The organism is Streptomyces poriferorum (assembly GCF_019399235.1).
Taxonomy (GTDB): Bacteria; Actinomycetota; Actinomycetes; order Streptomycetales; family Streptomycetaceae; genus Streptomyces; species Streptomyces poriferorum.
Genome location: NZ_JAELVH010000211.1, coordinates 1 through 11,450, shown reverse-complemented (window position 1 = coordinate 11,450; position 11,450 = coordinate 1). Strand labels below are relative to the sequence as shown.

General features: G+C 70.0%; 11 protein-coding genes and 1 pseudogene. 5 read left to right on the top strand and 7 right to left on the bottom strand.

All coding sequences use genetic code 11. The annotated features are described in order from the left end of the window. Positions 1-400 precede the first annotated feature (400 nt). Positions 401-1,025 (bottom strand): annotated as a pseudogene (locus JGS39_RS28865) (cytidine/deoxycytidylate deaminase family protein); the annotation flags it as partial. Between the two features lie 129 nt (positions 1,026-1,154). After that, positions 1,155-1,739: a GNAT family N-acetyltransferase gene (locus JGS39_RS28860; RefSeq protein ID WP_219572543.1), complete on the bottom strand. Its 585-nt coding sequence runs from the start codon at positions 1,737-1,739 to the stop codon at positions 1,155-1,157. Between the two features lie 283 nt (positions 1,740-2,022). Here JGS39_RS28860 and JGS39_RS28855 point away from each other — a divergent pair, with 283 nt between their 5' ends. The 3 genes from JGS39_RS28855 (at position 2,023) to JGS39_RS28845 (ending at position 5,147) form a co-directional block, all read left to right on the top strand. Beyond that, on the top strand, positions 2,023-2,925 hold the full coding sequence (locus JGS39_RS28855; protein ID WP_219572541.1) for an SAM-dependent methyltransferase: 903 nt from the start codon (positions 2,023-2,025) through the stop codon (positions 2,923-2,925). Between the two features lie 63 nt (positions 2,926-2,988). After that, positions 2,989-3,843: an SDR family oxidoreductase gene (locus JGS39_RS28850; RefSeq protein WP_219572539.1), complete on the top strand. Its 855-nt coding sequence runs from the start codon at positions 2,989-2,991 to the stop codon at positions 3,841-3,843. Between the two features lie 170 nt (positions 3,844-4,013). Beyond that, entirely contained in the window at positions 4,014-5,147 is a 1,134-nt protein-coding gene (locus JGS39_RS28845; protein ID WP_219572537.1) for an alpha/beta hydrolase, read from the top strand. Positions 5,148-5,425: 278 nt separating this feature from the next. Here the strand turns inward: JGS39_RS28845 and JGS39_RS28840 are convergent, their stop codons facing one another. After that, complete coding sequence (locus tag JGS39_RS28840) at positions 5,426-6,049, bottom strand: TetR/AcrR family transcriptional regulator (protein WP_219572535.1); 624 nt, start codon at positions 6,047-6,049, stop codon at positions 5,426-5,428. Between the two features lie 85 nt (positions 6,050-6,134). Here JGS39_RS28840 and JGS39_RS28835 point away from each other — a divergent pair, with 85 nt between their 5' ends. After that, a complete protein-coding gene (locus JGS39_RS28835; RefSeq protein ID WP_219572533.1) occupies positions 6,135-7,070 on the top strand; it encodes an aldo/keto reductase in 936 nt (311 codons plus the stop codon). A gap of 80 nt (positions 7,071-7,150) precedes the next feature. Here the strand turns inward: JGS39_RS28835 and JGS39_RS28830 are convergent, their stop codons facing one another. Both JGS39_RS28830 and JGS39_RS28825 read right to left on the bottom strand, forming a co-directional pair. Next, positions 7,151-8,152 (bottom strand): MarR family transcriptional regulator, encoded by a 1,002-nt coding sequence (locus JGS39_RS28830; protein WP_219572531.1) that lies wholly within the window; start codon positions 8,150-8,152, stop codon positions 7,151-7,153. A 354-nt stretch (positions 8,153-8,506) separates the two neighbouring features. After that, entirely contained in the window at positions 8,507-8,869 is a 363-nt protein-coding gene (locus JGS39_RS28825; protein WP_219572530.1) for a peptidoglycan-binding domain-containing protein, read from the bottom strand. 451 nt (positions 8,870-9,320) lie between these two features. Here JGS39_RS28825 and JGS39_RS28820 point away from each other — a divergent pair, with 451 nt between their 5' ends. After that, positions 9,321-9,911, top strand: coding sequence for a helix-turn-helix domain-containing protein (locus JGS39_RS28820; protein ID WP_219572529.1), 591 nt, complete (start codon positions 9,321-9,323; stop codon positions 9,909-9,911). 68 nt (positions 9,912-9,979) lie between these two features. Here the strand turns inward: JGS39_RS28820 and JGS39_RS28815 are convergent, their stop codons facing one another. Then, positions 9,980-10,429, bottom strand: a complete 450-nt coding sequence (locus JGS39_RS28815) for a MarR family winged helix-turn-helix transcriptional regulator (RefSeq protein ID WP_219572528.1) — start codon at positions 10,427-10,429, stop codon at positions 9,980-9,982. Positions 10,430-10,532: 103 nt separating this feature from the next. Beyond that, entirely contained in the window at positions 10,533-11,405 is an 873-nt protein-coding gene (locus JGS39_RS28810) for a fumarylacetoacetate hydrolase family protein (protein ID WP_219572527.1), read from the bottom strand. Between the last annotated feature and the right edge of the window lie 45 nt (positions 11,406-11,450).

Sequence of the window (11,450 nt, the reverse complement as noted above, 5' to 3'; positions counted from 1 at the left end):
GTCCGCCAAGACCGCCCCGCACCCCAACCCACCCCGCTACAATCCCCACACCCAAGCCGCTGACCAGCGCTAATGGAGAACTACGGCTGGAGTACTAGGTGTACTGCCCCGTGAGGTTGGGGACGCGGCTGGCGGGTGGTTGGCCCTTGAGCTCGATTCACCCGAACGATAAGCGGCCACCACGGCATACTTGGAGGTCTCCAAAAGAGCGGTAGGGCCCCTCAACGTTCCCTCCGGCTCGGGAGGCGTCTCTGAGCGCCTGCCGGGCAGTGCAACGCTGCGAGACGTTGTGGCCCGGGCGGCGTCCGCGTTCCAGGTCAAGGTACCCGCCAACATACTGCTCGAACTCGGCTTTCGCGCGACGGGGTTCACCCCCGGGCGTGGGCGGGGCGGCGAGGTGTCAGATCAGGTGCCGGTTGGGTGCCTGCGCGGCGTCGCCGTACTCAGGCAGCGCAACGACGACGATGCCGGCGCCTTCGAGGATCGCGGTGCCTTCGGCGCCGGCAACGAAGGTGTCAGGCTCGCTCCAGGCGGTGACGACGCGTCGGAGTCCAGTGTCCAGGATGAGTTGGGCGCAGGGCCGAGGGTGGGATGCTCGCTTGGCGCAGGGCTCCAGGGAGCTGTGGATCGTGGCGGTGGCTAGCCGGGCGTCCTCGGCGGGGAGCTCGGCGAGGACGCCCGGCTCGGCGTGGTCGTGGGGATCGCTCTCGCGGGGGCGAGCTCGGTCCCGTCGGCTGCGACGATGACCGCCCCGACGCTGAAGGCGGTCTCGGAGGGCGGGCAGAGTGCGGCCGGCTCGCAGGCGAGGGCGAGCCAGTGTCGGTCCGCGTGATTCGGCTCACGACCGGTGCAGGGGGCGCCAGTAGAAGAGCTGGTGTTCATCGGGGCTCCGTCGCGGTGTCCTTGGGGGCGTACCTCAGAAGTACCACGTCGCCGATCTGGCGGGTCTCCAGAAGCCCGGTATCCGGCCGTCCTCGTCCGGGGCATCCCGCAATCGGTGGCGGCTCTCGCCGAGGTGCGGCAGGGGTGTGACAGGTCCGGGATCCGCAGGGCGGCAGTGCGGCGGCGTGGGATCTTGTCCGACCAGGTCCGGCAGGAGTGGCGCTGACCGTTTGCCGACCCGCCGCCGGCTCGGCCGATGAGGCGTCGGTGACTCAACGCCTCGCTTCGGCGGCTGGAACCGGCCCGGCCGAGGGCCGCCACTCCCGCCTGATCAACCCGAACACCCACGAGTCGGATACCTCGCCGTTCACCACGCAGTCCTCCCGCAACGTCCCTTCACGCATGAACCCGATCTTCTCCAGGACCCGGGCGGAGGCCACGTTGCGCGTATCGGTCTCGGCCTGAACCCGATTCAGGTCCAGTGTGTCGAATGACCACGCCAGCAAGGCGTGTGCGGCTTCCGTCGCATAGCCGTGGCCCCACATCGCCTCGTCGAGGACGTAGCCCAACGACGCGCTGCGGTAGTCCGGGTTCCATCCGGTCAGGCCGCACCAGCCGACGAAGGCCCCGTCGGAAGCACGGTCGATGGCCACCCGTGCTCCCGTGCCTTCGTCCGCCATCGTCCGGCACATCGTGATGAAGCGCTGTGCGCGGGCCCGTTCGTTCCACGGCGGGGAGTCCCAGTAGCGCATCACGTAGGTGCTGCTGTGCAGTGCGAACAGGGTTTCCGCGTCGGCCTCGGTGAACGGGCGCAGTCGCAGGCGAGGGGTGTGCAGCGTGGGGGTGGCCAAAGTCATGCGCACCATCTTGTGTCCTTACGGGGGGACAGGAAACCGAATATCGGATCCCGGTCCGGCACTCACGGCCATGGAGCCGCCGACCATTCGCCGCACTCATTTCCGTTGTGGACCGCCCTGGCGAGCATCGAGCGGATGAGCCGGCCCGTCGTGAAGCAGCGCTCTGCACGTGGCCGGCGGGTGGTGTGCCGCCGTAGGGGAAGCAGGGTGGGCGGCACCGCCATCTCGGCCTGGGCGTTAGGTTGTTGACCACCACTCCGGTTCGCACTGTCAGGAGGCGCCCGTGTCCGGCGAAACACTCAGCCAGGACCCCGAAGAGCTGAGGAGCAGGATGGACAGCAGCAAGGCGCACCCGGCCCGCGTCTACGACGTCTTCCTCGGCGGCAAGGATCACTATCCCGCGGATCGCGACGCGGCAGCCGCCGGGCTCGCCGCCAACCCGCGCGGCTACCTCGACGTACGGCACAACCGCGACTTCCTGCGGCGTGCCGTCACCAGGCTGACCGAGGACGACGGCATACGCCAGTTCCTCGACATCGGCACCGGCCTGCCGACCGCAGAGAACGTGCACCAGATCGCCCAGCGCACCGCCCCCGAGACGAGGGTGGTCTATGTCGACAACGATCCGGTCGTCCTCGCTCACGCCCGTGCCCTCCTCACCAGCGGTCCCGAAGGACGTACGGACTACATCGACGCCGACCTGAAGAGCCCGGCGCGGATCCTCGAACAGGCCGAGCGGATCCTGGACTTCAGCCGCCCCGTCGCGCTGTGCCTCGTCGCGATCCTGCACTTCGTCGAGGACGAGGAGGCGTATCCGATCGTTCGCGAGCTGATGGGCGCGCTGCCCGCCGGCAGCCGACTCGTTCTCAGCCACCTCACCGACGACCTCAACCCGGAGAGCATTCGGGCAGTCCAACGCACGTACACCGAGCGGGGTTTCACGTTCGTGCTGCGTAACCGCAAGGACATCGGGCGTTTCTTCACGGAGGCAGGGCTGGAGCTCGCCGCCCCGGGGGTAGTCCCGGTGCACCACTGGCGCCCCGACCACGCGGCCCCGGTGCCCGAGCAGCCCGAGGAGACCTACCTGGCGGGCCTCGAAGACATCGAGAAGGTCCGGTACAAGGACATCAACGACGTCACGGACGCCGATATCAACGTGTACGGGGGCCTGGGCGTCAAAGTCTGACGGTCGCCCGAACGCCGGGCTGACCGGCTCCGTCGTGCGATTCACGGGGTTACGGTTACGCGCATGAAAATTCTGGTCGTCGGCGGTTCCGGCTTTCTGGGGACCGAGCTGGTCCGGCAGGCGAGAGCGGCGGGGCACCCGACAGTGGCGACGTACGTGACCGAGCCGGGTGCCGCCTCCCCGAGCGCGTGGTGCCACCTCGATCTGAGGGACGCCGGACGTCTGGACGCGGTGATGGCCGAGGTGAACCCGAGCGTCGTCATCAACGCGTCGAGCGGCCTTGCCGACTGGGCGGTTACGGCGGAAGGCCCGCTCCAGCTCGCGACAGTGGCCGCGAAGCGCGGAACCCGCATGGTTCACATGTCCACCGACGCGGTGTTCTCCGGTGTCGGCCGGGTCCACTACGACGAGGCCTGTCTCCCGGACCCTGTCACTCCGTATGGCGCAGCCAAGGCCGCGGCGGAGACCGGGGTCCTCGCCGTGCATCCGGCGGCTGTCGTCGCCCGCACGTCGCTGATCATCGGCCACGGTCGTTCCGTGCACGAGCGCCTGGTGCACCAGCTCGCCGCCGGCACCGTTGACGGCGCCCTGTTCACCGACGACATCCGCTGTCCGGTCCACGTCTCGGACCTGGCGGCCGCCCTTCTGGAACTGGCGTGGAGCGGCGCAGGAGGCATTCACCATCTCGGAGGGGCCGACGCCCTGAGCCGCCACGACCTCGGCGTCCTCATCGCCGAGCGCGACGGCCTCGACGCCTCCTGTCTGCCCACAGGCCTGCGGGCCGACAGCGTCGTTCCCGGAGCCCTTGACGTCCGCCTCGACAGCCGGCTGACCCAGAGGCGACTGCGCACCACACTGCGCGGTGCCAGGCAGTTCTTGAAGCCTGCCGGCCAGGTGTCCTCATCCGCCCCAACCTGAGGATGCCCGGCGGTGCTTCGGCGGGGCGGATGCTGCCGCCTATGGCCGTGCCCGTTCGATGAGCTGCCTCAAGTACGCGGTCACCGCGGGCACTTCATCCGGTACGGGTGATCTCATCCGTGGTATCACAGACGGGGCTTGTCAGGTCGAGTGTCGAACGGGGTGGTGTGGTGGCTGTGGGCTATCTGGTGACCGTGGTGCTGGCCGTACTGATCGTGGTGTTCTGCCTGGTCCGCATACGCGGGCCGAAGCCGCTCTTCTACTTCAGCTACCGGCTCGGTCTGGTCTTCAACGAGATTCCGCACGTCGTCGTCTACGCGCTGGTGGCATCGACGGCGCTGGCCTACGCGGAGGGCGACATCGCCACGACCCCCGACCGGGTATCCGTCGGGGCGGCTGTGGTCGCGGCTGCCGGGCTTGTGGTGGTCGGCCTGCGCGGGGTCCGGGCGGCGTCGGTGGTGCGGGGCGCCGTGGACGACGCGCTCGGCGCCGGCACAGGGACGCACCGCCGGCCGCCGCTGGCGCGCATCCTGCTCAGGCCCGTCTTCCGCCGCCGCCGTGACGTCAAGCGGGTGGGCAACCTCAGCTACGGGGACGGAGGCCGCCGCAACCTCCTCGACGTCTACCACCACCGCTCGCGCCCCGGGGGCGGCTCCGTGATGATCCACTTCCATGGTGGCCACTACGACCAGGGCCGGAAGGACACCCAGTCGCTGCCCCTGCTCTACCGGCTCGCGGGTCAGGGCTGGGTCTGTATCAGCGCCAACTACCGCCTGCGGCCCGACTTCCCGCATCCCGCCCATCTGATCGACGCGAAGAAGGTCATCGCCTGGGCGCGTGAACACGCGGCGGAGTACGGCGCGGCGCCCGCGGCGGCGGTGTTCGTGGCGGGGAGTTCCGCGGGCGGGCACATGGTGGCTCAGGCCGCACTCACACCCAATGAACCGGCCTACCAGCCCGGGTTCGAGGAGGCGGACACTTCTGTGGCCGCCGCCATCGTGCTCAACGGCTTTCTGGCGGAGTACTTCGACGGAGACCCGGCGACCTCGCCGGTGAACCTCGTCCGTGCGGACGCGCCACCCGTCCTCATCGCACACGGGGACCTGGACGAGCTGGTGGACACCGAGAATCCCAGGGCCCTTGTCACCGCTCTGCGCTCCGTCTCCACCTCGCCGGTCGTGTACGTCGAACTGCCCGGCGCACACCATGCTTTCGACCTGTTCCACTCCTTCCGGTTCGAGGCGCTCATCGACGGCATCGAGGACTTCACCGCGTGGGTGTCGGACAGGAGGAAGTCGACCTGACAACTCGACACACCATCGAGGGCCTCGCACGCGCGCTGCGCCGAGTACTGCCAGGACAGGGACGAGACGGCCGGGGGCAGCGGGCAGCATTTCCTCGCTGAACCATGAGTTGAGTGGGGTGAGGCCGATGCCGGACCGACACGCCCCATCGTCCGAGCCCGCGTTGCCGAGGCCAGTACGCGCGCGCACGCAAGGAAGCAGGTAATCCGGATCGCCTTCTCCCGGTGGTGTTGTACGCGGCGGGCCCCAGCGTGGGGTCGGGCCGAGGGGAACGAACGTCAGGCCCGCGGTCGGCCTTCCGCCACCGGTCGCAGTGCGTCCACCACGAGGTCCAGCAGTCGTCCCGTCAGCTCCGGGCTGTTGCCGGCCGTCGTGGAGAGGAACACCCCGAGGAGCATCATCGTGACTTCGTCCGGCTCGACGTCCGCCCGCAGCGAGCCGGCCTGTGCCCCGGCGTCGAGGATCACCGCGATTGCCGCGGTGAGCCGTTCCCGGGTGGCCGGTGTCGCGATCGCGCCCGAGGCCCAGCCGGCGTGGAGGGTGTCGGAGATGCCGCGTTTGGCCGCGAAGAACGCCGCATAGCGGTCCATCCACGCACGCAGCGCCGCTTCGGGCGGCAGCGTGGAGAGCAATGCGGGGGCGCTGGTGACGACCGCATCGAGTTCGGAGGCGTAGATCGCCTCGACGAGCGCCTCGCGGGTGGGGAAGTGGCGGTAGAGCGTGCCGATCCCGACGCCCGCCTCGCGGGCGATGGCGTCGAGGGGGGCCTTGCCGTCGGTCGCGGTGAAGGCGTCGCGGGCGACTTCGAGCAGCCGCTCGCGATTGCGCCGGGCATCGGCGCGGGCCGGGCGCCCGGTCGCTTTCGCTGGGCCGTCGGGGGGTGGCGAGTCTGACGCGGTCAAAGCGGAGGTCCTCCGTTTAGTGTTACGGTCATTGGTAACGGAGTCTCTCCGTTTACTTTCATCGTCTCATGAGAGCGGGACCGTCATGACGTCCACCGCGCGATCCACCCAGCTCACCGCCGCCGGAGCGGCACGAGTCGGCGGGCCCGGCACGCTCGCGGGCCGCACCGTCTCCCGGGTCGGCTACGGCGCCATGCAACTGCGAAGGCTGGATCGCGAGGCCGCGATCGCGCTGCTGCGCCGCGCCGTCGAACTCGGCATCGATCACGTCGACACCGCGCAGTTCTACGGCAACGGCTTCGTCAACGAGGTGATCGCCGCCGCACTCCGCCCCGAGGACGACGTCCTGGTCGTCAGCAAGGTAGGAGCCGAACCCGCTGAGGGCGGCCCCATCCCCTTGCGCCTCGCCCAGCGGCCCGAACAGCTGAGGGCGGGAGTGGAGGACAACCTCAGTAGCCTCGGGCTCGAACAGATCCCCCTCGTCAACCTGCGCCGCGCCGACCACGGTCCCGGACTGCGACCCGAAGGCGATCAGATCGTCGACCTCGATGACCAGCTCGCCGTCATGGCCGACCTGCGGGACGAGGGAAAGATCGGCGCCATCGGTCTCAGCAGTGTGTCCCTCGACGGACTGCGCCGGGCCCTGCGCGTGGGCATCGCCTGTGTGCAGAACGCCTACAGCCTGGTGTCGCGCGACGACGAGGACATGCTGCGGCTCTGCCTCGCCGAGGGCATCGCCTGGGTGCCGTACTTCCCGCTCGGCGGCGCCTATGCGGGCCTGCCGAAGGTCACCGAGGAGCCCGCCGTCGCCACCGCCGCGCAGGCGTTGGGCGTCGCCCCCGCCCAGATCGGCCTGGCCTGGCTGCTCCAGCACGCCCCGAACACCCTGCTCATCCCCGGCACTGCCGACCTCGGGCACCTGCGGGCGAACACCGAGGCAGGGGCGATCACCCTCGACGAGGCAACTCTCGCCGCGCTCGACGCCGTCCCGACGCGCTCCGGTGACATCGAGGTCGCATAGTTCCGCTCGCCCCTGGCACCACACAGGCATGGAGCGTATGCGGGCCGTACGGTGCGAGGGGAGCGGCGGCCTCCCCGCCCTCAGCGGGGAGCGCCCAGGGACGCCCGCAGCACGGACGCCCCCGCCGGGGTCAGCGTGTGCAGCACGGCCGGCCCGTTGCGGACGGTCGTGATCAGCCCCGCGTCGCGGAGCACCGTGGCGTGCCGGCTCGCGGCGGAGGCCGAGATGCCGGCGGCCCGGGCGATCTCACCCGTCGTCGCGCCCCCGGCCGCGGCCCGCAGCGCGACGGCTCGGGCGCGCCCCAGGAGGTTGGTCAGCGGCCGCTCCGGGTCGCTCTCGTCAGGGGCCCGGGGCGCGGGCTCGTGCAGCAGCGAGTACCAGATCACGGGCGGCAGCCCCGGGTCGGCGAAGGCGACCGGCTCGCCCCAGTTGAAGTGTGACGGTACGAGCGTGAGCCCGCGGCCGTTGAGATACAGGTCCCGGTCCGCCGCCTGCCGCGGATAGGCGACCTCCAGAACGGGCGGACGCCAGCGCAGCATCGGCCCGAGGCCGGCGAGCATGCCTTCCACCCCGCCGTCCAGGAAGCCCCGGGAACGGAGCGCGCGTTCGGCGTCGATTCTCGCCCGCAGCTGTTCCTGGTGGGGGACGACGACGGCGTCGAAGTACGCCCGCAGCATGCCCACGAACTCCACGCGCCCCTTCCGCCCGGCCAGCTGCCCGGCGTACCGGGGCGCTCCGGCGACCCGGTCGAGCAGGTCCAGCTCCGCCACCACCCGGCGCGGCGGCGTGGCGAGGACCGACTCCAGTCCGGCCTCCAGTCCTTCGACGGCGGTGACCGGTGTGAGGAAGTCCGGGAAGTAGGCGGCCCTCGGGTACAGCGGCATCAGCACGCTCTGCAACGCCCGCTCCAGCCCGGCCTCCCGCAGCTGCAGCCGCGCCGCCCGGTACCACCCGGCATATGCCCACCGTCCTCTGCGGGACTGCAACCGGTGGAGGGTGGCGGCGATCTCGAACAGAGGATCCGGCGCGGGCGCGAGTCTGGTTCTGGCCAGATCCGCGTCGGTGAAATGAACACGCAGCATGTCGGCCCCCGTTGTTCCGCGACGCGCGCCCTTCCTCGGTGCGGGCACGCCATACGGGAGCGTAGGAAACGTCGATAAACAGGAGATCGACGGCCGGCTCGGCCGTGCACGCACGCACATACGTGCCTTGCCGCCTCGGACCGGGGGCAAGGCCGGCTGCCGCCCTGCCGCGTCACGGAAGGGCACGATATGAGCCGGACGTTCTGCCCGCCCTCGAACACAGCGGTGCCCCGGACCAACTGCTGTTGGTCCGGGGCGGGTGCCGCTCGGGAGTCCCTGCGCGTCAACGTGCGTGACGACGGTGAGCTGTCGAACAGCCCCCGGCTCACCCCGGGACGCTCCTGAGCGGACCGGTCAGTGCAGGCAGTCCCAGGTCTTCGGCCCGACGATGCCGTCCTGGGTGATGTCGCAGGCGTCCTGGGCCTTCTTCACGTACTTGGTCGTCGTCGGGCCGAACTGGCCGTCGACGGCCACGTCCTTGTAGCCCCAGACGTTCCGCAGCAGGCACTGGGCGTGCGCCACGACCGCTCCGGAGTCCCCGGAACTGATCTCGGGGTGAGAGCCCGAGTAGTTGCACATGCCCAGCACGGAGACCCCTCCGGAGGTCACGGCCGCGGGAGCCGGCGCGGCAGCCGTCGCGGATCCGGGCAGGGCGAGCGTGGCGGCTGCGGCCGCGGCGACGGCGAGTGTCGCGAAGACCGAACGAGTCCGGCGCATGTGGGTTTTCCCCTCGTTTCGAGGACGTCGGGTGACGTCCAGGCAGCACCAAAGCTGGCAGCGGACTCACCGGCGGAACAAGGATTCTGGGACGCGTGGGACGGTGGGACGCGGGGGGCCGGGGTGACGACGTGTTCCCGCGAAGCGCTGGGACGGGGCAGGGACAAGCCCTCCTCGTACCGGCCCGGCGCAGGCCCCGTACCGAAGGCGATCGCGCACTCGACCGCGTGGTGTTCGCGGGGGCCGGGCGGGTGGACAAGGGGTGGTCCGCACCTGCTCCGCACCGGCGCGGGAACACTGATCTGGACCTTTGCGCTCAGAGGAAAGGGCGTTGCCGCCTCCGGCGACGGACTGGAACCGTGGAGTGGCTCAGCCATCAGCTATCAGCTATCGGAGGGTGCTGAGCCGAGCCGCAAGCGCGTCAGACCGAGCGGGGCGAAACGGGGGAGTCATGGGGCGACATACGAAGGAGGCCGAGCGGTTGGCGGCCAGGCTCAGGGCACTCAAGTGCCGGGCGGGTGTCAGCTACGACGTACTGGCGAGGAGCACAGGACTCAGCAGGTCCACCCTCCATCGCTACGGCACGGGCAGGCTGCCTGCTTCGTTCGGGCATGTCCTCGCCTTCGGCAGAGCGTGTGGGGCGACACAGGAGGAGTTGCGCGAGCTCCACACGCTCTGGGCGCTCGCCACCGCGGGAGCGGACGCGGCGCACCGCGATCGGGAAGCCGGGGAAGGGCCGCGGAGCGGATCGGAGGGCGCGTGCGTGACGGAGTCCCCGGGCCGGCCCGTTCCTGAGGAGGCACCGGTTGTGGCACAGGAGACGCGGACGGGCGCGGAGACGACAGCAGAACCGCGGACGGCGGGGCATACGCGGATACGGCCACGTCTGCTGCTCACGATTGCCGCGCTGCTGCTGGGCAGCTTCGCTTGGATCATCGGATGGATCAGCGGAGGATGCCCGCGCTGTGGAGTCCGGCCAGGCGGATGGTGGCGGTCTTCGCCCAGCGGGTGGCGATGCCTCGCCACTGCTTCGGGCGGCTGACGCACCGCCCGAAGCGTGGTCGTCCTCGGCGTCGCGGAACGCGCAGGCCGGACCGCACGGCGTCCCTCTCAGACGTCGCCGTGCGGCGCCCCGTCGTTCAGCGAGGCCAGTTTGGCGAGGATGTCCACCGCAAGTGCCCGTTCACCTGCGGGAAGTGATCCCAGAAGCAGTTCGTTGATCCGTTCCGCCGGGGCGATGAGGGAGTCGAACAGCTCGGCTCCCTCACCGGTGAGACTCAGCAGCGTTCGCCGGCGGTCGTCCTCGTCGCGCTCCTGGCTCACGAGGTTCTGGTCGATGAGGCGGCGGACCATCTGGTTCACGGTGGAACGGTCGAGCGAGGTCCGGCGCCCGAGCGTCCGCTGATCGATGCCGGGGTCCCTGCTCAGGGCATTGAGAACGGCGAACTTCTGAGAGGTGATCTCACGCGACACATGCTCGCTCCAGAGCGCCGTGTGCACCTGTTCGGCCCGCCTGATCAGATGACCGATGTAGTGGGGCAGCTCCAGTGCGCGCGCCACAGCGCTCCGTCCATGCGTAGTCGAGGTGGAACCGGCGAAAGGCAACGGGTTGCCGCAAGGAGTCTATGAGAGTCGGCTGCGCCACCTGGCGCTTGGTCGTGCCTCAGCGGGCCCGGCGCCCAGGGCGCTGTGTGTAGGGCACCGCCTCCGAGCCGTCGACGCCGACCTCCAGGCGACCGACTCGTTCGATCTCCAGGACCACGCGGTCGCCGTGGCCGATCGGTCCCACCCCTGCCGGCGTTCCGGTCGCGATCACGTCGCCCGGGTGCAGGGTCATGACGGACGAGGTGTAGGCGATGAGTTCGCGGACGCCGAAGATCAGGTCAGCCGTGTTCGTCCGTTGCCGGGTGGTGCCGCCGACGTCGCAGCGCAGGCCGAGCGAGTCGGGGTCGGGGATCTCGTCCGCGGTGACGATCCAGGGTCCGATCGGTGTGAACGTGTCGAACGACTTCCGCGTGGAGCGGTCCTCGCCGGACCGGACGGTGATGTCCAGCAGGCAGGTGTAGCCGAAGACGTGGTCCAGTGCCTCGTCGACGCCGACGTGCTGGGCGGTACGTCCGATGACGACGCCCAGTTCGCCCTCCTGGTCGGTGCGCTTGTCGGTGTAGGGCAGCACGATGTCCTGGCCCGGGCCGATGACGGAGGAGTTGGCCTTGAGGAACACCCCGAGGTCGGCGACCGTGGTGGTGTACTCCATCTCGGCCTTGTGGTCGAGATAGTTGACCGGCGCGCCGATGATCTTGCCCGGCCGGGGCAGCGGGGCCTCCAGGACGGCATCGCTCAGTGGGATACGCGGGAGGCCCGTGAGACCGGCAGGTTCGGTCCGTGCGGCGCCGCCGCGGGCGACGTTCTCGATGTGCTGGTGCAGCGCACCGGCCGCACCGGGGTCACCGGTGGTGAGGTGCTCGGTCACGTCGATCAGATCTTCGCCGTCGACGATCGCGAGGCGTCCGTCATTGAACAGGGCCAGCCGCATGGTGGACTCCTTGTGAAGTGCCGGAAAGTGAAGTGCCGGGAAGTG